At 71.3% G+C, this 20,720-nt stretch carries 24 protein-coding genes; 21 read left to right on the top strand and 3 right to left on the bottom strand.

The window, feature by feature from the left end; translation table 11 throughout:
* Positions 1-117: 117 nt before the first annotated feature.
* From recA to dapF, 5 genes are all read left to right on the top strand, one after another.
* On the top strand, positions 118-1,215 hold the full coding sequence (recA, locus tag FJ658_RS14730) for a recombinase RecA (protein WP_141146135.1): 1,098 nt from the start codon (positions 118-120) through the stop codon (positions 1,213-1,215).
* Between the two features lie 82 nt (positions 1,216-1,297).
* Positions 1,298-2,227, top strand: a complete 930-nt coding sequence (locus FJ658_RS14735; protein WP_141146136.1) for a regulatory protein RecX — start codon at positions 1,298-1,300, stop codon at positions 2,225-2,227.
* 84 nt (positions 2,228-2,311) lie between these two features.
* Positions 2,312-3,850, top strand: a complete 1,539-nt coding sequence (miaB, locus tag FJ658_RS14740) for a tRNA (N6-isopentenyl adenosine(37)-C2)-methylthiotransferase MiaB (protein ID WP_141146137.1) — start codon at positions 2,312-2,314, stop codon at positions 3,848-3,850.
* A 44-nt stretch (positions 3,851-3,894) separates the two neighbouring features.
* A complete protein-coding gene (miaA, locus tag FJ658_RS14745) occupies positions 3,895-4,878 on the top strand; it encodes a tRNA (adenosine(37)-N6)-dimethylallyltransferase MiaA (protein ID WP_141146138.1) in 984 nt (327 codons plus the stop codon).
* 130 nt (positions 4,879-5,008) lie between these two features.
* Entirely contained in the window at positions 5,009-5,944 is a 936-nt protein-coding gene (gene dapF, locus FJ658_RS14750; RefSeq protein ID WP_141146139.1) for a diaminopimelate epimerase, read from the top strand.
* A 44-nt stretch (positions 5,945-5,988) separates the two neighbouring features.
* Here dapF and FJ658_RS14755 read toward each other — a convergent pair whose 3' ends face one another.
* Positions 5,989-6,627, bottom strand: coding sequence for a class I SAM-dependent methyltransferase (locus FJ658_RS14755; protein ID WP_141146140.1), 639 nt, complete (start codon positions 6,625-6,627; stop codon positions 5,989-5,991).
* Positions 6,628-6,670: 43 nt separating this feature from the next.
* Here FJ658_RS14755 and hflX point away from each other — a divergent pair, with 43 nt between their 5' ends.
* The gene (gene hflX, locus FJ658_RS14760) at positions 6,671-8,215 is read left to right on the top strand and encodes a GTPase HflX (protein ID WP_141146141.1); all 1,545 of its coding nucleotides are present in this window, start codon (positions 6,671-6,673) and stop codon (positions 8,213-8,215) included.
* Between the two features lie 60 nt (positions 8,216-8,275).
* On the opposite strand, the gene lexA is transcribed toward hflX, so the two are convergent.
* Positions 8,276-8,947, bottom strand: coding sequence for a transcriptional repressor LexA (lexA, locus tag FJ658_RS14765; RefSeq protein WP_141146142.1), 672 nt, complete (start codon positions 8,945-8,947; stop codon positions 8,276-8,278).
* A 329-nt stretch (positions 8,948-9,276) separates the two neighbouring features.
* On the opposite strand from lexA, the gene FJ658_RS14770 reads away from it, so the two are divergent.
* The 7 genes from FJ658_RS14770 (at position 9,277) to FJ658_RS14795 (ending at position 14,154) form a co-directional block, all read left to right on the top strand.
* Complete coding sequence (locus tag FJ658_RS14770) at positions 9,277-9,654, top strand: LysM peptidoglycan-binding domain-containing protein (protein ID WP_141146143.1); 378 nt, start codon at positions 9,277-9,279, stop codon at positions 9,652-9,654.
* Between the two features lie 125 nt (positions 9,655-9,779).
* Entirely contained in the window at positions 9,780-10,187 is a 408-nt protein-coding gene (locus FJ658_RS16205; RefSeq protein WP_181408474.1) for a hypothetical protein, read from the top strand.
* A gap of 9 nt (positions 10,188-10,196) precedes the next feature.
* Positions 10,197-11,333, top strand: coding sequence for a histidinol-phosphate transaminase (locus FJ658_RS14775; RefSeq protein ID WP_141146144.1), 1,137 nt, complete (start codon positions 10,197-10,199; stop codon positions 11,331-11,333).
* Complete coding sequence (gene hisB, locus FJ658_RS14780; protein ID WP_141146145.1) at positions 11,330-11,935, top strand: imidazoleglycerol-phosphate dehydratase HisB; 606 nt, start codon at positions 11,330-11,332, stop codon at positions 11,933-11,935. Before FJ658_RS14775 ends, hisB begins: the two co-directional genes overlap by 4 nt.
* Positions 11,932-12,564, top strand: coding sequence for an imidazole glycerol phosphate synthase subunit HisH (hisH, locus tag FJ658_RS14785; protein WP_141146146.1), 633 nt, complete (start codon positions 11,932-11,934; stop codon positions 12,562-12,564). Before hisB ends, hisH begins: the two co-directional genes overlap by 4 nt.
* 64 nt (positions 12,565-12,628) lie before the next feature.
* Complete coding sequence (gene priA / locus FJ658_RS14790; protein ID WP_141146147.1) at positions 12,629-13,375, top strand: bifunctional 1-(5-phosphoribosyl)-5-((5-phosphoribosylamino)methylideneamino)imidazole-4-carboxamide isomerase/phosphoribosylanthranilate isomerase PriA; 747 nt, start codon at positions 12,629-12,631, stop codon at positions 13,373-13,375.
* 26 nt (positions 13,376-13,401) lie between these two features.
* Positions 13,402-14,154 (top strand): SseB family protein, encoded by a 753-nt coding sequence (locus FJ658_RS14795; RefSeq protein WP_141146148.1) that lies wholly within the window; start codon positions 13,402-13,404, stop codon positions 14,152-14,154.
* 42 nt (positions 14,155-14,196) lie between these two features.
* On the opposite strand, the gene FJ658_RS14800 is transcribed toward FJ658_RS14795, so the two are convergent.
* Positions 14,197-14,583: a DUF1844 domain-containing protein gene (locus tag FJ658_RS14800; protein ID WP_219995782.1), complete on the bottom strand. Its 387-nt coding sequence runs from the start codon at positions 14,581-14,583 to the stop codon at positions 14,197-14,199.
* Between the two features lie 271 nt (positions 14,584-14,854).
* Here FJ658_RS14800 and infC point away from each other — a divergent pair, with 271 nt between their 5' ends.
* The 8 genes from infC (at position 14,855) to FJ658_RS14840 (ending at position 20,660) form a co-directional block, all read left to right on the top strand.
* Entirely contained in the window at positions 14,855-15,556 is a 702-nt protein-coding gene (gene infC / locus FJ658_RS14805; protein WP_141146149.1) for a translation initiation factor IF-3, read from the top strand.
* The gene (gene rpmI / locus FJ658_RS14810; protein ID WP_141146150.1) at positions 15,549-15,743 is read left to right on the top strand and encodes a 50S ribosomal protein L35; all 195 of its coding nucleotides are present in this window, start codon (positions 15,549-15,551) and stop codon (positions 15,741-15,743) included. Before infC ends, rpmI begins: the two co-directional genes overlap by 8 nt.
* A 30-nt stretch (positions 15,744-15,773) precedes the next feature.
* A complete protein-coding gene (gene rplT, locus FJ658_RS14815) occupies positions 15,774-16,160 on the top strand; it encodes a 50S ribosomal protein L20 (protein WP_141146151.1) in 387 nt (128 codons plus the stop codon).
* 138 nt (positions 16,161-16,298) lie between these two features.
* On the top strand, positions 16,299-17,108 hold the full coding sequence (locus FJ658_RS14820) for an RNA methyltransferase (RefSeq protein WP_141146152.1): 810 nt from the start codon (positions 16,299-16,301) through the stop codon (positions 17,106-17,108).
* A 144-nt stretch (positions 17,109-17,252) separates the two neighbouring features.
* Positions 17,253-17,990: an amino acid ABC transporter ATP-binding protein gene (locus FJ658_RS14825; RefSeq protein WP_141146153.1), complete on the top strand. Its 738-nt coding sequence runs from the start codon at positions 17,253-17,255 to the stop codon at positions 17,988-17,990.
* Positions 17,991-18,138: 148 nt separating this feature from the next.
* A complete protein-coding gene (locus FJ658_RS14830) occupies positions 18,139-19,041 on the top strand; it encodes a glutamate ABC transporter substrate-binding protein (protein ID WP_141146154.1) in 903 nt (300 codons plus the stop codon).
* A 69-nt stretch (positions 19,042-19,110) separates the two neighbouring features.
* Positions 19,111-19,758 carry an amino acid ABC transporter permease gene (locus FJ658_RS14835; RefSeq protein WP_141146155.1) on the top strand — a complete coding sequence of 216 codons (648 nt, stop codon included), beginning with the start codon at positions 19,111-19,113 and terminating at the stop codon, positions 19,756-19,758.
* Positions 19,755-20,660 carry an amino acid ABC transporter permease gene (locus tag FJ658_RS14840; RefSeq protein ID WP_141146156.1) on the top strand — a complete coding sequence of 302 codons (906 nt, stop codon included), beginning with the start codon at positions 19,755-19,757 and terminating at the stop codon, positions 20,658-20,660. The genes FJ658_RS14835 and FJ658_RS14840 overlap by 4 nt, the downstream gene beginning before the upstream one ends.
* Positions 20,661-20,720 lie beyond the last annotated feature (60 nt).

Raw genomic sequence — 20,720 nt, forward strand, 5'->3', positions numbered from 1 at the left:
GGCTCGACAGCCCTGTCGGAAGCAGAAGGCCTGGCATCACCGGCCTGACGGGGACGACAGAAGACGGGCGCACCGATCGCGAGCAGCACGCTCGCCCAGCAGAAGGAGTACCGGCACATGCCCACAGCAGCAGACCGCGAGAAGGCCCTCGAGACCGCTCTCGCGCAGATCGACCGTCAGTTCGGCAAGGGCACGGTCATGCGGCTCGGCAGCGACGAGCGCGCACCCGTGGCGATCATCCCCACCGGCTCCATCGCGCTGGATGTCGCGCTCGGCATCGGGGGTCTGCCCCGCGGCCGCATCATCGAGATCTACGGCCCGGAGTCGTCGGGTAAGACCACGCTGACCCTGCACGCCATCGCGAACGCGCAGCGCAACGGCGGCATCGCGGCCTTCATCGACGCGGAGCACGCGCTCGACCCCGAGTACGCGAAGAAGCTCGGCGTCGACATCGACGCCCTCCTCGTCTCGCAGCCCGACACGGGGGAGCAGGCGCTCGAGATCGCCGACATGCTCGTGCGCTCGGGCTCGATCGACCTCATCGTCGTCGACTCGGTGGCGGCGCTCGTGCCGCGCGCCGAGATCGAGGGCGAGATGGGCGACTCGCACGTCGGCCTCCAGGCCCGACTCATGTCCCAGGCGCTGCGCAAGCTCACGGGTGGTCTGAACCAGACGCAGACCACGATGATCTTCATCAACCAGCTGCGCGAGAAGATCGGCGTGTTCTTCGGCAGCCCCGAGACCACCGCGGGCGGCAAGGCGCTCAAGTTCTACGCCTCGGTGCGACTCGACATCCGTCGCATCGAGACCCTGAAAGACGGCGCCGACGCCGTCGGCAACCGCACCCGCGTCAAGGTCGTCAAGAACAAGATGGCTCCGCCCTTCAAGCAGGCCGAGTTTGACATCCTCTACGGCGTCGGCATCTCGCGCGAGGGCAGCCTGATCGACTACGGCGTGGAGCACAGCATCGTCAAGAAGTCGGGCGCCTGGTACACCTACGACGGCGACCAGCTGGGGCAGGGCAAAGAGAACGCCCGCAACTTCCTGCTGCAGAACCCCGACATGGCGCAGGAGATCGAGACCAAGATCCTCGGCAAGCTCGGCGTCGGCGAGGCCGGCAAGGCGGCTCAGGCCGAGGCGGCTCAGGCTGCCGCGGCCGAGAACGTCGCCTCGCTGCAGGACGAGCTGAAGGCTCGCAAGGCCGCGAACGCCTGACAGGGTCGGGTGGTCGATGCCGATGCGGAATCGACCACCCCGCCTGCCGCACCATCACGTCAGCCGCACGGGAGGACTCGCCATGAGCGCATCCGACAACGACGATCAGCAGCAGCCGGCCGCGGGTCCGGGCCATCTCGCTCCGGTGACCTGGCTGCCCGGAGCCCGCGCCGAAGCCGTGTCCGCGCCGGCGAGCGGGGACTCCCGCGGTACCGCGGGCGACGACGACCTGCCGACCCTGCGCAGCGTGCTGGGCGAGGTCGACGAACTGCTCGAGCGCCGTCGTGCGCGGATGGGCGCATCGCGCCACCCGGCGCGCGGTTCGGCCGCATCGACGAGCCGGGAGGGCGATGCCGCGAGCGGGTGGGCGACGCCGGGAGTCGAGCACGAGGTCACGCCCTCGCGACGCAGCTCCTTCGATGACGCGGAGTTCGACGACGAGGGCGCCGACGACGAGTCGGGAGGCTCCCTCGGCTCAGGCCCGCTCGCGCGCGAGGAGCAGGCCGCCGAGCGCGCCGCCGCCAAGGCCGCGCGCAACGCCGAGAACGTCGCGATGCACGCGCTCACGCGACGCGGCATGTCGCGCCGAGAGATGGAGCGGGTGCTCGGCGCTCGCGAGCTCGACGAGGAGTCGGTCGCGTCCGAGCTCGCGCGGCTGGAATCCGTCGGCCTGATCGACGATGCGGCTCTGGCCCAGCAGCTCGTCGGCACGCTCCAGGAGCGCAAGGGCCTCGGTCGCACGGCCATCGCCGCCGAGCTCACCCGCCGACTGCTCTCGCCCGCCGCCATCGAGTACGCGCTCGAGCTGGTCGACAGCGGCGACGAACTCGCTCGCGCGCGCGAGCTCGCGATCAAGCGGGCGGCCCAGCTGCGGTCCCTCGATCACGAGACCGCGGTGCGGAGGCTGTCGTCGTATCTCGCTCGCCGCGGGTACTCGGGCAGCACGGTGCGCACGGCCGTCGATGCGGCGCTCGCGCCGAGTCGACGCGGTTCCGGCGTGCGGTTCAGCTGAGCCGGCCCGATCGAACCGGCCGGCCGGGCCGAGCCGGTCGGCCGAAACAGCACCGTCATCCCGGCGTCTTAGACTCATCGCACCATGACCCTGCTCGACACCGTCCCCGAGCCCGCGGGCAGCCGCAGCCGCACCTACGAGGTGCGCACCTTCGGCTGCCAGATGAACGTGCACGACTCCGAGCGGCTCAGCGGCTCGCTCGAGGCGGCGGGCTACACCCGGGCCGGCGACGGGGTCGAGGCCGACGTCGTGGTGATCAACACCTGCGCCGTGCGCGAGAACGCCGACAACAAGCTCTACGGCACGCTCGGTCACCTCGCCGCCGCGAAGCGCGAGCACGAGGGCATGCAGATCGCCGTCGGCGGCTGCCTCGCCCAGAAGGACAAGTCGGTCATCCTCGACAAGGCCCCGTGGGTGGACGTCGTCTTCGGCACCCACAACATGGGCTCGCTGCCCACCCTGCTCGAGCGCGCCCGCCACAACGGGGATGCGCAGCTCGAGATCCTCGAGGCGCTCGAGGTCTTCCCGTCCACGCTGCCCACGCGGCGCGAGTCCGCGGCCAGCGGCTGGGTCTCCATCTCCGTCGGCTGCAACAACACCTGCACCTTCTGCATCGTGCCCAGCCTGCGCGGCAAGGAGCGCGACCGGCGGCCGGGCGACATCCTCAGCGAGATCGGACTGCTCGTCGACGACGGCGCGATCGAGGTCACCCTGCTCGGGCAGAACGTCAACAGCTACGGCGTCGAGTTCGGAGACCGTCTCGCCTTCGGCAAGCTGCTGCGGGCGGCCGGCGCGATCGAGGGACTCGAACGCATCCGCTTCACCAGTCCCCACCCCGCCGCCTTCACCGACGACGTGATCGACGCGATGGCCGAGACGCCGGCCGTGATGCCCCAGCTGCACATGCCGCTGCAGTCCGGCTCCGACCGCGTGCTCAAGGCGATGCGCCGGTCGTACCGCTCCGAGCGCTTCCTCGGCATCCTCGACCGTGTGCGCGCCAAGCTGCCGCACGCCGCGATCAGCACCGACATCATCGTCGGCTTCCCCGGCGAGACGGACGAGGACTTCGAGGACACGATGCGGGTCGTCGAGCAGGCCCGCTTCGGGTCGGCGTTCACGTTCCAGTACTCGATCCGCCCGGGCACGCCCGCGGCGACCATGCCCGATCAGCTGCCCAAGCAGGTCGTGCAGGAGCGCTACGAACGCCTGATCGAGCTGCAGGAGCGCATCTCGCACGAGGAGAACCAGAAGCTCGTCGGCACCGCGGTCGAGGTGCTCGTCGCGCCGTCCGAGGGGCGCCGCGACGCCGACACGCACCGACTCTCAGGCCGCGCCGAGGACGGCCGTCTCGTGCACTTCGAGATGACGCCCGGCAGCGTCGAGCCCCGCCCGGGCGACGTCGCCTCGGTCGTGATCAGCCGCGCCGCGCCGTTCTACCTGATCGCCGACTCGGCCGACGGATCGCCCATCCCCGTGCGTCGCACGCGCGCCGGCGACGCCTGGGATCGCGACCAGGCCGAGAGCTGCGCCGTGCCCGCCCACGCGCCCGCCGCGAACGGCGCCGGCGTCAGCCTCGGCCTCCCGTCGCTGCGCGACGGCATCCCGCTGCGCCCCGGCCTCTGAGCCGGCGGTCGGCCTCGACCCGCACTCCCGCGACCTCCGCACCCGTGACCAGCCCCGCATCCGCCGAGTCGAGCCCACGCGCCGCTGATGGCGATCCGTCGCCGATCGTCGCCGTGATCGGCGCGACCGGCACCGGCAAGTCCGACCTCTCGCTCGATCTCGCCGAGCGGCTCGCGGCGCAGGGCGTGCCTACCGAGATCGTCAACGCCGACGCCATGCAGCTCTACCGCGGCATGGACATCGGCACTGCCAAGCTGAGCACCTCCGAGCGCCGCGGCGTTCCGCATCACCTGCTCGACGTGCTCGACCCGCGCGACGAGGCGAGCGTGGCCGCCTACCAGCGCGATGCCCGGGCGGCGATCGAGGACATCCGCGCGCGCGGCGCACAGCCGATCCTGGTGGGCGGCAGCGGCCTCTACGTGTCGGCGGTGCTGTACGACTACGACTTCCCCGGAACGGACGCCGCGATCCGGGGGCGGCTCGAGGCCGAACTCGACGAGCGTGGACCCGGGATGCTGCACCGCCGCCTGCTCGAGATCGACCCCGAATCGGCGCGCGAGATCGGCGCGAGCAACGGCCGTCGGCTCGTGCGCGCCCTCGAGGTGATCGAGCTGACCGGACGGCCGTTCCGCACCGGCCAGCCCGGTTCGGAGTCCCTGTGGCGCCCCGCCGTGACGATCGGCCTCGAGCTCGACCGATCGCTCCTCGTCGAGCGTCTCGATCGTCGCGTCGAGCGGATGTGGGCGGCCGGCCTGATCGACGAGGTCGCCGCGCTGCGCCCGACCGGCCTCGGGGTGACCGCCGCGCGGGCGATCGGCTACGCCCAGGCCCTCGCTCAGCTCGACGGCGAGGTCGACGCGGGGACGGCGATCGCCGATGCGGCGGCGCTCACGCGGCGCTACGCGCGGCGTCAGGTCAGCTGGTTCCGCCGCTACCCCGACACGCACTGGATCGACGCGCTGGTCCCCGACCGGGTCGAGGTCGCGCTCGATCGCATCCGCTCGGCTGCGTCGCCCGCGGCCGGCTGACTCGGCCCGCCACCGCCACCGCCACCGCACCGCCTCACCACCGTCGGCCCGCCGACGCAGCACGCCGCCCGGAGCGGAACGCGGATGCCGGCCGGAGCGGGTCACGGGATGCCGCCGGTAGCCTGAGCAGGTGAGCAGCACCCTCCCCGCCGACGCCGCACCCGGCTCCGCCTCGTCGACCGCTCTGCCCTTCACCAAGGGACACGGCACCGGCAACGACTTCGTGCTGCTCAATGACCCGCAGGGCGAGCTGACCTTCGACGCCGCCGCCCTGGCCGACCGTCGCTTCGGCGTCGGGGGCGACGGCGTCATCCGCGCGATCCGCTCCGAGCGGCTCGACGAGGGCCGTGCGCTGCTCGCCGACGACGCGAGCGCCGAGTGGTTCATGGACTACCGCAACGCCGACGGCAGCATCGCCGAGATGTGCGGCAACGGCATCCGTGTCTTCGGCGAGTACCTGGTGACCGAGGGCCTCGCCGACATCGCGGTGGGCGAGACCGTCTCGATCGGCACCCGCAGCGGCGTGCGCCGCCTGCGCCGCGAGGTCGACGGCTGGGCCGTGGATCTCGGGGTCTTCCGCGTCGAGGAGGGGGAGCCCACCGTCGCCGCGGACGGCCTCGAGGTCGACCGGCCGGGGCTCGGCATCGACGTCGGCAACCCGCACATCGTGGTCGTGCTCGCCGATCACGCCGAGCTCGACGCGCTCGACCTGCACCGCGCCCCGCGCGTGGCCCCGATCCCGCCGCACGGGGCGAACATCGAGTTCGTCGTGCCGGCCGAGCCCCTCGTGCAGGACGGCACGGGTCGCATCCGGATGCGCGTGCACGAGCGCGGCAGCGGCGAGACCCTGTCGTGCGGCACCGGGGCGGCTGCGGCCGCCCTCGCCGTGCGCCACTTCGCCGGCGACACGATCGACCGCTGGCTCGTCGACGTGCCGGGTGGCACGGTCGGCGTGCGCGTGACCCGGGCTGCGGCCGACGGGGGAGACGGCGGGGTCGGCGGCGGCGCCGCGCGCGTCGAGCTCAGCGGCCCGGCCGAGCTGGTCTACCGCGGCACGCTCGGCTAGGGCCGCCAGCGCGAATCGAACGCGGCGAGGCCCCTCGGCGCGCGTCAGTCCGTCGTCGCGTCCGCGCCCGTGGCCGCGCGGCGTCGCACCCGCAGCACGCGGTATCCCTTGCTCGTCGCGGCGCGCAGCACGGTCGTGTCGCGACCGAGCTCGCCTTCGAGCCAGCGGTGCAGCGAGTCAGATCCGAGCTGCTTCGCCACGACGAGCCAGGCATCCGAGCCCCGGTCGAGTCGCGGCAGCCACTGCAGCAGCAGCGCGTGCAGCTCGTTCTTGCCGACGCGGATGGGCGGATTCGACCAGATCGCGCGGAATCGCACGTCGTCGGGAACAGCATCCGGGGTCACGGCGTTGACGTTGTCGAGTCCGAGCGACTCCGCGTTGCGCCGCACCAGGTCGAGCGCCCGCTCGTTCACGTCGACCGCCCACACGGTCGCACGAGGAGCGTCGAGGGCGAGGCTGAGCGCGATCGGGCCCCATCCGCAGCCCAGGTCGAGCAGGTGCCCGCCGGGCGGGGGAGCGGGCACGGCGCCCAGCAGCACCGAGGTGCCGGAATCGATCCGGTCGGGGCTGAACACGCCGCCGGCGGTGGTCACCTCGACCCGTCGACCGGCGAGCGTGACGGGGATCGTGCGCGGCACGAATTCGCTCCCGGGCTGGGGGGAGAAGTAGTGCTCGCCGGACATGCTGGAAACCTACCGGAGCCGAGGAACTAGGGTTGACCGAATCATGACCGGATACGACGAGGAATCGCGGGGCGACGACGCCATCGAGCGTCCGTCGGACTCCGCCATCGACCGCGTGCTCGCCGCGGAGCAGAGCCGAGCCTCCGTGGCGCGCTTCGGCGCGCGCTCGGTGAGCCTGCAGGACGACGACCACTACGACGATTCCCGCGACGGCGACCAGTTCGATCGCGAGGAGCGCGCGGCACTGCGCCGCGTCCAGGGCCTCTCGACCGAGCTCGACGACGTCACCGAGGTCGAGTACCGGCAGCTGCGACTGGAGAACGTCGTGCTGATCGGCGTCTACTCGGGCAGCGGGCTCGAGGATGCCGAGGTCTCGCTGCGCGAGCTGGCCTCGCTCGCCGAGACGGCCGGCGCGGTCGTGATCGACGGACTGCTGCAGCGGCGCCCGCATCCCGACCCGGCGACCTACATCGGCCGCGGCAAGGCGGAGGAGCTGGCGGCGATCGTCGCGGCCAGCGGCGCCGACACCGTCGTCGCCGACGCCGAGCTGGCGCCGAGCCAGCGCCGTGCGCTCGAAGACGCGGTCAAGGTGAAGGTCATCGACCGCACGGCCGTGATCCTCGACATCTTCAGCCAGCACGCCAAGAGCCGCGAGGGCAAGGCCCAGGTCGAGCTGGCGCAGCTCGAGTACCTGCTGCCGCGACTGCGCGGATGGGGCGAGTCGATGTCCCGCCAGGCCGGTGGCCAGGTGGGCGCGGGCAACGGCATGGGAAGCCGCGGACCGGGTGAGACGAAGATCGAGCTCGACCGCCGCCGCATCCACACCCGCATGGCGCGTCTGCGCCGCCAGATCAAGGGCTTCGCGCCCGCCCGTGAGGCGAAGCGCGCCAACCGCAACCGCTACGCCGTGCCGAGCGTCGCGATCGCCGGCTACACGAACGCGGGCAAGTCGAGTCTGCTCAACCGCATCACGCGGGCGGGCGTGCTCGTCGAGAACGCCCTGTTCGCGACCCTCGACCCGACGGTGCGCCGCAGCCGCACCCCCGATGGACGTCTCTACACGCTGGCCGACACGGTCGGCTTCGTGCGCAACCTGCCGCACCAGCTCGTCGAGGCCTTCCGCTCCACCCTCGAGGAGGTGCGCGACTCCGACGTGATCGTGCACGTCGTCGACGGTGCGCATCCCGACCCCGCCTCGCAGCTCACGACCGTGCGCGATGTGATCGGCGAGGTCGAGGCGCGCGACCTGCCCGAGATCGTCGTCTTCAACAAGGCCGACCTGATCGACGAGGATGCGCGGCTTGTGCTGCGCGGACTGGAACCGCGTGCGATCTTCGTGTCGGCGCGCACGGGCGAAGGCGTCGCCGAGCTGCAGGAGCGCATCGCGCAGCTGCTGCCGCAGCCCGACGTCGAGCTCGAGCTGCTGGTGCCCTACGACCGCGGTGACGTGGTCTCGTTCGCTCACGCGAACGCGCGGATCGTCGACACCGAGTACGTCGAGGAGGGCACGCGCGTGCGTCTGCTCGCGATGGAGCCGGTGGCGCGGCAGCTGGAGTCGATGCTGGCCGAGCCGCTCGCCCGCGCCTGAGGTGCGGCGGCGCGGTCGCTCGACCGCGTCGCGGCACCCTCGCTGCGCCGTCCGGCGGGGTCAGACCGCGCGCAGCACCGCCACGACCTTGCCGAGCACCTCGGCCTGGTCGCCCAGGATCGGCTCGAACGCCGAGTTGCGCGGCAGCAGCCAGGTGTGTCCGTCGCGCTGGCGAAACACCTTGACGGTCGCCTCGCCGTCGAGCATCGCGGCGACGATCTCGCCGTTCTCGGCGTTGTTCTGCGTGCGCACGACGACCCAGTCGCCGTCGCAGATGGCCGCGTCGATCATCGACTCGCCCACGACCTTGAGCATGAAGAGGTCGCCCTTGCCGACCAGCTGGCGCGGCAGGGGGAACACCTCGTCGATCTGCTGATCGGCCGTGATGGGCACGCCCGCGGCGATACGGCCGACGAGCGGCACCATCGCGGCGTCGCCGACCGGGGGAGCGGAGTCGACGGCCGACGACGTCGACGGCAGGTCGATCAGCACCTCGAGCGCACGGGGTCGGTTGGGGTCGCGGCGCAGATAGCCGCTCAGCTCAAGCTGGTTGAGCTGGTGCGTGACGCTCGACAGCGAGGCCAGGCCGACGGCATCGCCGATCTCGCGCATGCTCGGCGGGTAGCCGCGGGTGGCGACCTGCTGGCCGATGAACTCGAGGATCGCGAGCTGCTTCTCGCTCAGGCTCTTGCGCCGGCGGGTGCCGCCCTTGTCGGTCGTGGCGTCGCTCATGCGCGCGGTCCTCTCGGTCGTTCCGGCTCGCGGCCGGCTCGGGATGCGGGGCTCCGCGCGAGGCGCTGAGCCCGCGTTCTCGGGCCGGTACCGGCGGATGTCGGTGGTCGTCGGGAAGCTGTCTCCAGACATTCGGAACTGTATCCGGTTCGGGAGGTCTGCTCAAACATCTGTTCGAGCGTGTCGCCGTTCCGATCCGGGATTCCGGGCCGATTCGGAGGTCCGACTTGAACATACGTTCGATAGAAGATATGTTCGGAACACAGCTTCGCAGCCGGTGCTCCCGGCCGAGCACCGGCGGCGAAGCTGTCCATCCTCAGGAGGTCACCATGAGCACCATCTCCCTCGCACCCGCGTCGTTCACGTCGCCCGCGACGGCGGCTCCGCGTCCGGGCGCAGCGCGCCTGCGCATCACGCGTCGCGGCCAGATGGTGCTCTCCGCCCTCATCGCGATCCCGCTCGTGTTCGGCGCGGCGGTGCTGGTGCTCGGCGGCGGCGACGCGGTCGCCACGTCGACGAGCTCGTCGACGACCTTCGAGCACATCCGCGTGCAGTCGGGCGACACGCTCTGGAGCATCGCCGAGCGCGTCGCGCCCGAGAGCGACCCGCGCGACGTCGCGGCCGCGATCATCAACCTCAACCAGCTCGACTCGGCGAGCCTCGAGCCGAACGACCTGCTCGCGATCCCGACGCAGTACAGCAACTGACCCGGTTCCACCGATCGTCCGCCGGTTTCCCACCGGCGCTCGTGGCCGCCGCACCCCTCGCGGCCGGCTGTCCGGCCCGCCTCCGTCCCCCGCGGAGGCGGGCCGCCTTTCGTTAGCCTGCGCTCGTGCCCGAGTCGCCCTCCGATCGCCGTGATCCCGACGCGCTCGATGCGGGCGACCCCGATCTCGGTGCGCTCGGTGTCGGCGACCCCGATCCCGGTGTGCTCGATGCCGGCGAGCTCGCCCGGCTCGATGCCCTGCCGCTGGGCTGGTCGCGCATCCAGATCGCCGGAGAGCCGTGGGGTGTGACCCGCACCGAACATGCGGGCGGCCGCTCGACGACGCTGGCCGCCGAGCGACTCGGCGGGCGCGGGTACCTGAGCGCGAACGTCTGGCGCACCGCGGCGGGCGTGCTGCTCAAGCCCTGCGAGATCCCGGCCGAGCAGGTGCACGAGTTCCTGCGCGCCCTGCCGGATTCCGGGAGCGCGACCTCGGACGACGCCAGGGCGGAGCCGCACGCGGAGCCGCTCTAGACTCGCCGGGTGACATCGCTCTCCGAGCTCCCGATCCGAGACGACCTGCGCGGCAAGACGCCCTATGGCGCGCCGCAGGCCAGCGTGCGCTACCAGCTCAACGTCAACGAGAACACGCATCCCGTGCCTGAAGACGTGGCGCGCCACGTGGTCGAATCGGTCGCCCGCGCCGTGCTCGGCGTCAACCGCTACCCCGACCGGGAGTTCACCGAGCTGCGCGAGCACCTCGCGGCGTACCTCGGCCACGGCATCGCTCCCGAGCAGATCTGGGCCGCGAACGGGTCGAACGAGGTGCTGCAGCACGTTCTGCAGGCTTTCGGCGGTCCGGGCCGCACGCTGCTCGGGTTCCCGCCCACCTACTCGATGCACACGATCATCGCGAGCGGCACCGGAACGCAGTGGGTCGCGGGTGAGCGCGATGCCGACTTCGAGCTGTCGCCCGAGACGGCGGCACGCCAGGTCGCCGAGCTGCAGCCCGACGTGGTCTTCCTCTGCGCCCCGAACAACCCGACGGGCACGCCGCTGGGTGTGGATGTGGTTCAGGCGGTCTACGACGCGGCGCCCGGCATCGTGCTGGTCGACGAGGCCTACGCCGAGTTCATGCCGAAGGACCAGCCGAGCGCGCTGAGCCTGCTGCCGGGGCGCGAGCGCCTGCTGGTGTCGCGCACCATGAGCAAGGCCTTCGCCTTCGCCGGTGCCCGTGTCGGCTATCTCGCCGCGGATCCGGCGGTCATCGACGCGCTGCGCCTGGTCCGCCTGCCCTACCACCTGTCGGCGCTGACCCAGGCGGCGGCCGTCGCGGCTCTCGAGCACGCGCCGACCATGCTCGCGATGGTCGACGACATCGCCGCCCAGCGCGACCGTCTCGTCGCCGCGCTGCCGGAGCTCGGCTACCGGCCGTATCCCTCGAGCGCCAACTTCGTCTTCTTCGGCGACGTCGACGACCCGAACGCGACCTTCGAGGCGCTCTTCGCGCGCGACATCCTGATCCGCGACGTCGGCATCCCGAACACGCTGCGGGTCACGGCAGGGACGGCGCAGGAGACGGACTACTTCCTCGAGCAGCTCGCGGCGCTCGGTGCCGGCGGGGCGCACGGCGCCGCGGACGGGGCGGGCGACGGCGCCTCGGTAGGATCGCAGGCATGACCGCAGGCCGCACCGCGCAGCTGACCCGCACGACCAGCGAGTCGAGCATCGAGCTCTCGCTCGACCTCGACGGCACGGGTCAGTCCGACATCCACACGACGGTGCCGTTCTTCGACCACCTGCTCACCGCCTTCGCGAAGCACTCGCTGGTCGACCTGACCGTGAAGGCCACGGGTGACATCGACATCGACGTGCACCACACGGTCGAGGACACCGGCATCACGCTGGGCACGGCGATCCGTCAGGCGCTCGGCGACAAGACCGGCATCGGCCGATTCGGGGATGCGCACGTGCCGCTCGACGAGGCGCTCGCCCGCGCCGTGGTCGACGTCTCCGGCCGCCCGTACCTCGTGCACAGCGGCGAGCCCGAGGGCTTCGCGCTGCACCTCATCGGCGGTCACTTCACCGGCTCGATGATCCGCCACGTCGTCGAGGCGATCACCTTCCACGCCGGGCTCAGCGTGCACCTGACGGTGCTCGCCGGCCGCGACCCGCACCACATCGCCGAGGCGCAGTTCAAGGCCTTCGCGCGCGCGTTCCGCGAGGCCGTCGAGCCCGACCCGCGGGTCAGCGGCGTGCCCTCGACCAAGGGCGCCCTGTGACCCGACCCTCCGTCGTCGTGCTCGACTACGGCTCCGGCAACGTCCACTCCGCCGTCAAGGCGCTGGAGGCCGCCGGCGCCGACGTCGCGCTCACGGCCGATCGCACCGCGGTCATGGAGGCCGACGGCCTGCTGGTGCCGGGCGTCGGCGCCTTCGCCGCGGTCGTGGATGCGCTGCAGACGGTGCGCGGCGGCGAGCTGATCGGGCGTCGCCTGGCCGGCGGCCGACCGGTGCTCGGCATCTGCGTCGGCATGCAGGTGCTGTTCGAGAAGGGGGTCGAGCGCGGCGTCGAGCGCGAGGGCCTGGGCGAGTGGCCTGGCACGGTCGACGAGCTCGAGGCCCCGGTGCTGCCGCACATGGGCTGGAACACGGTCGAGCCCGACGTCGGCTCGGTGCTGTTCGACGGCCTCGACGACGAGCGCTTCTACTTCGTGCACTCCTATGGCGCCCGCAGCTGGGACCTCCCGCCCTCGCCCCAGCACACGAGCCCGAAGCTGACCTGGTCCGACCACGGCGGCCGCTTCCTCGCGGCCGTCGAGAACGGGCCCCTGGCCGCGACCCAGTTCCACCCCGAGAAGTCGGGGCAGGCGGGCATCCGCCTGCTGCGCAACTGGATCGACAGCCTCTGACCGACCGACGATCGCGGCGCGCCGTCCGGGTCGCCGCCCATCCCATCCCGAGGAACCACCAGCCATGACCTTCAACTCCGCCCCGCGACTCGAGCTGCTGCCCGCCGTCGACGTCGCCGACGGCAAGGCCGTGCGTCTCACCCAGGGCGAGGCCGGCAGCGAGACCGACTACGGCGACCCGGTCGAGGCGGCCGGCGCCTGGGTCGAGCAGGGCGCCGAGTGGATCCACCTGGTCGATCTGGATGCGGCATTCGGCCGCGGCGAGAACCGCGGCGTCATCAAGCGGGTCATCAAGAGCGTGCCGCGCGAGGTCAACGTCGAGCTGTCGGGCGGCATCCGCGACGATGCGAGCCTCGAGGCCGCGCTCGCGACCGGCTGCAAGCGCATCAACCTGGGCACGGCCGCGCTCGAGAACCCGGAGTGGGCGGCGCACGTGATCGCCGAATACGGCGAGGCGATCGCCGTCGGACTCGACGTGCGCGGCACGACCCTCGCGGCCCGCGGCTGGACCCGCGACGGCGGCGACCTGTGGGCCGTGCTCGATCGCCTCGAGGCGGCGGGATGCGCGCGCTACGTCGTGACCGACGTCACGAAAGACGGCACGCTGCGCGGCCCGAACCTCGAGCTGCTGCAGCAGGTGGCCGAGCGCACCGACAAGCCCGTCGTGGCATCGGGCGGCATCTCGAGCCTCGACGACATCGCCGCGCTGCGCGAGCTCGTGCCGTCGGGCGTCGAGGGCGCGATCGTGGGCAAGGCGCTCTACGCGGGCGCGTTCACGCTGGCCGAGGCGCTCGACGTCGCCGGCGCCTGAGCGCGGATCGCGGAACCGGCAGCCCGATGACCCCGCACGCGGATTCGGCGGGCGTGCCCTTCGAGGGGCGCGCCTTCGAGCCGAACGCGAACGCGGGTGACGACGGCAGCGCCGATCCGCGCCTGCTCGAGGCGCTGCAGCGCTTCCGCGCCCGCGAGCTGGGCGCCGCCGAGGTCATCGAGGCGCTGCGCCCGGTGCGACTGCTCGTGCCGCTGCTCGTGGAGCGCGGCGACGAGGGCGTGGGCGCACACGGTCAGCTCGTCGACAAGACGCAGGAGCTCTCGCTGGTGACGCTCGCCGGCCCCGACGGCCGCCCGGTGCTGCCGGCCTTCACCGGCGTCGCGGCGATGTCGGCGTGGAACCCGATGGCGCGCCCCGTCCCGGTCGAGGCGCGCCGCGTGGCGATCGCCGCCGGGGGAGAGGGCACCGATCGGGTCGTGCTCGACCCGACGACGCCGACGGAGTTCGGCCTGCGCCGCGGTCAGCTGGCCGCGCTCGCGCTCGACGCGCCCTGGGTCGCGGCGCACGACGACCCGGCTGTCACGGCGGCGCTCGAGGCGGCCACGGCGGCCGAGCCGGCCGTGCTGGGGGTGCGCGCTCTCGCGGGCGACCCGGATGCGCGGCTCACCGGCCCCGAACTTCTCGTCGCGGTGGCGCTGGCCGACGAGCTCGACGAGGCCGGCCGCGGGGCGGTGCTGCAGCGTCTCGGCGCGCGCTGGAGCGCGGATGCGCTGCTGAGCGAGCGCGTCGACTCGCTCGCGATCAGCGTCGTCGGCTGAGCCGGTCGGTCCGCTGAGGGGCTCGGTCAGTCGGGAAGCCGGTCAGCTGACCGGGCCGGTCCACTTCTCTCCGGGGCCCTTGCCCACCGCATCCGGGATCGGCGACAGCTCGCGGAAGGCGAGCTGCAGCGAGCGGAGCCCGTCGCGCAGCGGGCGCGCGTGCGAGTCGGAGACCTCGGGGGCGGCGGCCGTGACGAGGCCGGCGAGCGAGGTGATGAGCTTGCGCGCCTCGTCGAGGTCGATCTCGCTCTGCGCGTCGGGGCCGTCGCCGAGGCCGAGCTTGACCGCGGCGGCGCTCATCAGGTGCACGGCGACCGTGTTGATCAGCTCGACCGCGGGGACCTCGGAGATGTCGCGGATCTCCTCGTCGGCGGAGTACGAGAAGCTGGTGTCGGCATCGGCCGCGGAGTCGGGGTGCGCGTCGGTCACCCGGCGAGCCTAGCCGCCGCCGCGACACGCGACCGGATGCGTCGGCAGCGCTCCGAGGAGGCGCTCGCCCCGGCGGCCTGGGAGAAGTCCCGCATCCCTGCTATCATTACCGAGGCTCCGGGGTCTCCCCGGTTCGAAAGAGGAGTTCCGCTCCCACCCGCATCGCGCTTCTGCAGAGATGCCGGGTCGTTGTCACCCCGCCGGATCCGTCCGGCAGCGCAAGGGCGGCAGGCCGCTCGCGGCCGATGAAGAGATCATTCTCCTCCTTTCGATGCGCCCCGTCCGCCTGGACGGAGCGGAGCACGCAGCATCCCGTCGTAAGGAGTTCCGCATCAGCGATCCCAGAACGAACGAGCGCATCCGGGTTCCCGAGGTGCGCCTCGTCGGACCCGGTGGCGAGCAGGTCGGTGTCGTGCGCATCGAGCAGGCACTGAAGCTCGCCCAGGAGGCCGACCTCGACCTGGTCGAGGTCGCGCCGAACTCGCGCCCGCCCGTGGTCAAGATCATGGACTACGGCAAGTTCAAGTACGAGGCGGCGCAGAAGGCCAAGGAGGCCCGACGCAACCAGGCCAACACCATCCTCAAAGAGGTGCGCTTCCGCCTGAAGATCGACAAGCACGACTACGAGACCAAGCGCAAGCGCGCCGAGGGCTTCCTCAAGGAGGGAGACAAGGTCAAGGCGATGATCCTGTTCCGCGGCCGCGAGCAGTCGCGCCCCGAGCAGGGTGTGCGCCTCCTGCAGCGCTTCGCCGAGGACGTGGCGGAGTTCGGCTCCGTCGAGTCCACCCCGACCATCGACGGTCGCAACATGGTCATGATCATCGGCCCGCTGAAGAGCAAAGTCGATGCCAAGGCCGAGGCCAACGCCCGCCGCGCCGAGCGCAAGCGCGGGCCCCAGAACGAGGCCGCTGAGGCGGCTGAGCAGTCGGCGGAGGAGTCCGCCGAGACGAACACGAAGGAAGAGAATGCCTAAGCAGAAGACGCACTCGGGTGCGAAGAAGCGGTTCCGCCTCACCGGCACCGGCAAGGTCGTGAAGCAGGGCGCCGGCATGCGCCACAACCTCGAGCGCAAGTCGAGCGAGCTCACCCGTCGCCTCAACCGCGACGTCGTCCTCGCCCCGCAGGACGCCAAGGTCATCAAGAAGCTCCTGGGCAAGTAAGCCCGGCTACGGATTTAAGGACGAACTGAAATGGCACGTGTCAAGCGCGCAGTCAACGCCCACAAGAAGCGCCGGGTCATCCTCGAGCGCGCAGAGGGATACCGCGGTCAGCGGTCGCGCCTCTACCGCAAGGCGAAGGAGCAGGTCACTCACTCGCTCGTCTACGCCTACCGCGACCGTCGCGCCAAGAAGGGCGAGTTCCGCCGCCTCTGGATCCAGCGCATCAACGCCGCGTCGCGCGCGAACGGCCTCACCTACAACCGTCTGATCCAGGGTCTGGGTCTGGCCGGTGTCGAGGTGGACCGTCGCATCCTCGCCGAGCTCGCCGTGAACGAGCCCGCGACCTTCGCCGCGCTCGTCGAGACCGCCAAGAAGGCGCTCCCGACCGACGTGAACGCCAAGGTCGACGCGGCCTGAGCTCACGCCGCAGCTGAAGATCGTCGGCCGACTCCGCTCGGCCGCTGATCGCGCCCCGCATCACGAACGGCGCGCATCCCTCGAACGGGATGCGCGCCGTTCGCGTTTCCGCGCCCTGCGACCGTTACGATTCCGAGCGTGATCGACAATCCCCGGTCTCCGCGGGTGCGCGCGGTGGCCAAGCTGGCCAAGCGCGGCGCCCGTGCCGATACGGGGCTCTTCCTGCTCGAGGGGCCGCAGGCGGTCGACGAGGCGCTGCGCTACCGTCCCGAGCTGCTGGTCGAGCTGTTCGTCGCCGCCTCGGTGCGCGACCGGCTCTCCGATCTCGTCGCGCTGGCCGCGAGCCAGGGCATCGAAGCGCAGGAGGTGCGCGATACGGTGCTGGATGCGATGGCCGACACGGTCACGCCGCAGGGCGTCGTCGCGACGGCCCGTCACCTGCACACCGATCTCGACGCGGTGCTCGCCGCGGGTCCGAAGCTGGTCGCCGTGCTCGAGGAGATCCGCGACCCGGGCAACGCCGGCACGATCATCCGCGCCGCCGATGCCGCGGGTGCCGATGCGGTGCTGATGACCGGCCGCAGCGTCGACATGTACAACCCCAAGGTCGTGCGCTCGACGACCGGGTCCCTCTTCCACCTGCCGATCGTGCAGGACCTCGAGCTCGAGCCGACGCTCGAGCGACTACGGTCGGCGGGCCTCACGGTGCTGGCCGCCGACATCGACGGCGGCGAGCTGCCCGAGCTGGGGGAGCGCCTCGCCCAGCCGACCGCCTGGCTTTTCGGCAACGAGGCGCGCGGCCTGCTCGACGAGCACGTCGCCCTCGCCGACGCCTCGGTGCGGGTGCCGATCTACGGCCACGCCGAGTCGATGAACCTCGCGACGGCGGCCTCGGTGTGCCTCTACCAGAGCGCCTTCGCGCAGCGCGCCGGGAGCGAATCCGCCTGAGTCCGAGCTGATATCCCGCGAACGGAATCGACCGTCGGGATCGCGTATGCCGCGAGCGATATCGGCTTCAGGTGTTCGTTACGCCTCGGTTACGTTTGCGCCGCATGTTTGCCCCCTGTGAAGGGGGCGTGGTTGGGTGAACGAATGGATCCGCTCGTCGTCCTCGATTCCGTCAACAAGCACTACGGCGAGCTGCATGTGCTCAAGGACATCTCGATCACCGTCGGCAAGGGTGAGGTGGTCGTGATCATCGGCCCCTCCGGCTCGGGCAAGTCGACGCTGTGCCGCGCGATCAACCGCCTCGAGACGATCGACGACGGCACGATCACGATCGGCGGCACGCCGCTGCCGACCGAGGGGGCCGGGCTCGCGAAGCTGCGCGCCGACGTCGGGATGGTCTTCCAGTCGTTCAACCTCTTCGCGCACAAGACGATCCTGGAGAACGTCACCCTCGGGCCGATCAAGGTGCGCGGCAAGAGCAAGGCCGAGGCCGACAAGCGCGCGATGGAGCTGCTCGACCGCGTCGGCGTCGCCAACCAGGCGGCGAAGCTGCCGGCCCAGCTCTCCGGCGGCCAGCAGCAGCGCGTCGCGATCGCGCGCGCTCTCGCGATGGACCCGCAGCTCATCCTGTTCGACGAGCCGACCTCGGCGCTCGACCCCGAGATGATCAACGAGGTGCTCGACACCATGGTGCAGCTCGCCAAGGAGGGCATGACGATGATCGTCGTGACCCACGAGATGGGCTTCGCCCGCAAGGCCGCCGACCGCGTCGTCTTCATGGCCGACGGCCAGATCGTCGAGGACCGCAAGCCCGAGGAGTTCTTCACGAACCCCCAGTCGGACCGCGCCAAGGACTTCCTCTCGAAGATCCTCACGCACTGACGCCCGCCGGCGCGTGTGCGCGCCGGCCCCCGAACGTCGCCGGCCCGACAGCGGAGCCCGCGACTGCACCACCCCCGTTCTGCGAAGGACACCCGACCAGAGACTCCGGACCGTGACCCGGTCCGCACCGAGGAGAGGAACACAGCACATGAGCAAGAAGTGGAGTGTCGCGGCCGCCGCGACGGCCGCCGTGGCGGCGCTCGCGCTCGCGGGATGCGCCCAGGGCGCCCCGCCGTCAGCCGGAGGCGCCGCCTCCGAGCCGCCGAAGGACCTGTACACGGTCGCCGACAGCGTCGACCTGACCGGCAGCCCGACCTACGACAAGATGAAGGCGGCCGACAAGGTCGTCATCGGCGTCAAGGAGGACCAGCCGAACCTGGGCTTCCTGGATGCGGCCACGGGCGAGCGCTCGGGCTTCGACATCGAGATCGCGAAGTGGATCGCGGCCTCGCTCGGCTTCAGCGAGAAGCAGATCGAGTTCAAGGCCATCCCGAGCGCCAACCGCGAGTCGGCGATCGTGAACGGCGACATCGACTACTACGTGGGCACGTACTCGATCACGGATGCGCGCAAGCAGCAGATCGACTTCGCCGGCCCGTACTTCGTGACCGGCCAGGGCCTCCTGGTCGCCGCCGACAACGACGACATCAAGTCCGACAAGGATCTGGCCGGCAAGACGGTCTGCTCCGCGACGGGCTCGACGCCGATCCAGAACATCAAGACGAACTACCCCGACACCAAGACGACGGAGTTCGACACGTACTCGCAGTGCGTGGATGCGCTGAACGACGGCAGCGTCGACGCGGTCACGACCGACGAGGCGATCCTCATCGGCTACGCCGCCCAGGCGCCCGACGACCTGAAGGTCGTCGGCGAGCCGTTCAGCACCGAGAAGTACGGCGTGGGCCTGCCCAAGGGCGACGCGGCTCTGCGTCACTTCATCAACACCACCTTCACCGACGGCGGTGACGTGTGGACCGGGATCTACGACGCGACCCTCGGTGCCTCGGGCACGAAGGTCGACCAGCCCGAGGTCGACGACTACCAGTAGTCCGACCGGACGGGGCGACGTCGATCACGACGTCGCCCCGTCGATCCCCCTCCCGGAAGGAGTCGGCGCGTGAACGTGCTGCTCGACAACCTCGACATCTTCGTCACGGGGTTCCGCAACACGCTGATCATGTTCGTGTGCGCGGGTCTCATCGCCCTCGTGCTCGGCACCATCGTGGGCACGTTCCGCGTCTCGCCGGTCGCGCCGATGCGCGCGCTCGGCACCGTGTACGTCAACATCGTGCGCAACACCCCGCTCACGCTGATCTTCTTCTTCTTCGCCTTCGGCTACCCGAAGCTGGGTCTGCCGCGGGCGAGCTATCTGGTGCTGGCGATCATCGCGCTCTCGCTCTACACGGCGACCTACGTCGCCGAGGCGCTGCGGTCGGGCATCAACACCGTGCCGCTCGGCCAGACCGAGGCGGCGCGCGCGATCGGACTCACCTTCGGCCAGTCGATGACGCTGGTCGTGCTGCCTCAGGCCTTCCGCGCGATCGTGCCGCCGCTCATGAACGTGTTCATCGCCCTGCTGAAGAACACGACCATCGCCGCCGGCTTCTCGGTGGCCGATGCCGGCGCCATCCGCGCCTACCTCTCGGAGCGCGGCGAGCCGCAGCTCGTCGTGCTGCTCTGGGTGGCCCTGATCTTCGTGCTCCTCGTGGCACTCCTGTCGTGGGCGCAACGCGCGCTCGAGAAGAAGTGGAGGCTCGCCCGATGAGCTCGGTTCTCTTCGACGCCCCGGGCCCCCGCGCCCGTCGCCGTCAGGTCGTGATCGGCGCGATCACGCTGATCGTGGTCGCGGCCATCCTCGGCTTCATCGTCTACCGCTTCGCGGTGACGGGGCAGTTCTCGGCTCAGAAGTGGTCGATCTTCGGCTATCAGAAGGTCTGGAGCGACATCGCGGGTGCGCTCGGCCGCACTCTCGCGGCCTTCGCCCTCGCGGGCGTGCTGTCGCTCGTGCTCGGCTTCATCCTCGCGATGGGCCGGCTCTCCGACCACGCGGTCGTGCGCGTGCCGGTCATGCTCGTGACCGAGCTGTTCCGCGCGATCCCGCTGCTCATCCTGATCATGCTGTTCTACTACGGCCTGCCGACGATCGGCATCCGCTGGTCGCCCTACGCGGCGGTCGTCGCGGGCCTCACGCTCTACAACGGCGCCGTGTTCGCCGAGATCTTCCGTGCGGGCGTCGAGTCGCTGCCGAAGGGGCAGCGCGAGGCGGGCATGGCGATCGGCCTGCGCAAGGGCCAGCTGATGCGCATGATCCTGCTGCCGCAGGCCGTGCGCGCGATGCTGCCGATCATCGTGGCGCAGCTCGTGGTTGTGCTGAAGGACACCGCGCTCGGCTTCATCGTGACCTACCAGGAGCTGCTGTACCTGGCGAAGTTCTACGGAACCCAGCTGCAGTACGGCTCGCCGATCATCCCGTCGGCGATCGTCATGGGCTCGATCTACATCGCGCTCTGCCTGATCCTGGCCGGCGTCGCGAAGATGCTCGAGGTGCGGCTGCGCGGCGGCCGCAAGCCGCGCGGCGGCGGCAAGCGTCCGCAGAGCCCGGCCATGGCATCCACGGGCACCTCGGTCATGAACCTCTCGAACCCGGCCGGCGGCGCCCAGGCCTAGCGGCCGTCGCCGACACCCTCCCCGCGCGGCGGGCCAGACGCCCGACGGCGTCCGGCCCGC

Source organism: Schumannella sp. 10F1B-5-1, from assembly GCF_006517535.1.
Lineage (GTDB): Bacteria > Actinomycetota > Actinomycetes > Actinomycetales > Microbacteriaceae > Schumannella.

What these genes read in the sequence shown, in the direction of transcription:
- recA (WP_141146135.1), top strand. Translation starts at nt 118, where the DNA reads ATGCCCACAGCAGCAGACCGCGAGAAGGCCCTCGAGACCGCTCTCGCG.
- FJ658_RS14735 (WP_141146136.1), top strand. Translation starts at nt 1,298, where the DNA reads ATGAGCGCATCCGACAACGACGATCAGCAGCAGCCGGCCGCGGGTCCG.
- miaB (WP_141146137.1), top strand. Translation starts at nt 2,312, where the DNA reads ATGACCCTGCTCGACACCGTCCCCGAGCCCGCGGGCAGCCGCAGCCGC.
- FJ658_RS14755 (WP_141146140.1), bottom strand. Translation starts at nt 6,627, where the DNA reads ATGTCCGGCGAGCACTACTTCTCCCCCCAGCCCGGGAGCGAATTCGTG.
- hflX (WP_141146141.1), top strand. Translation starts at nt 6,671, where the DNA reads ATGACCGGATACGACGAGGAATCGCGGGGCGACGACGCCATCGAGCGT.
- lexA (WP_141146142.1), bottom strand. Translation starts at nt 8,947, where the DNA reads ATGAGCGACGCCACGACCGACAAGGGCGGCACCCGCCGGCGCAAGAGC.
- FJ658_RS14770 (WP_141146143.1), top strand. Translation starts at nt 9,277, where the DNA reads ATGAGCACCATCTCCCTCGCACCCGCGTCGTTCACGTCGCCCGCGACG.
- hisB (WP_141146145.1), top strand. Translation starts at nt 11,330, where the DNA reads ATGACCGCAGGCCGCACCGCGCAGCTGACCCGCACGACCAGCGAGTCG.
- priA (WP_141146147.1), top strand. Translation starts at nt 12,629, where the DNA reads ATGACCTTCAACTCCGCCCCGCGACTCGAGCTGCTGCCCGCCGTCGAC.
- FJ658_RS14795 (WP_141146148.1), top strand. Translation starts at nt 13,402, where the DNA reads ATGACCCCGCACGCGGATTCGGCGGGCGTGCCCTTCGAGGGGCGCGCC.
- infC (WP_141146149.1), top strand. Translation starts at nt 14,855, where the DNA reads ATGCGCCCCGTCCGCCTGGACGGAGCGGAGCACGCAGCATCCCGTCGT.
- rpmI (WP_141146150.1), top strand. Translation starts at nt 15,549, where the DNA reads ATGCCTAAGCAGAAGACGCACTCGGGTGCGAAGAAGCGGTTCCGCCTC.
- rplT (WP_141146151.1), top strand. Translation starts at nt 15,774, where the DNA reads ATGGCACGTGTCAAGCGCGCAGTCAACGCCCACAAGAAGCGCCGGGTC.
- FJ658_RS14825 (WP_141146153.1), top strand. Translation starts at nt 17,253, where the DNA reads ATGGATCCGCTCGTCGTCCTCGATTCCGTCAACAAGCACTACGGCGAG.
- FJ658_RS14830 (WP_141146154.1), top strand. Translation starts at nt 18,139, where the DNA reads ATGAGCAAGAAGTGGAGTGTCGCGGCCGCCGCGACGGCCGCCGTGGCG.
- FJ658_RS14840 (WP_141146156.1), top strand. Translation starts at nt 19,755, where the DNA reads ATGAGCTCGGTTCTCTTCGACGCCCCGGGCCCCCGCGCCCGTCGCCGT.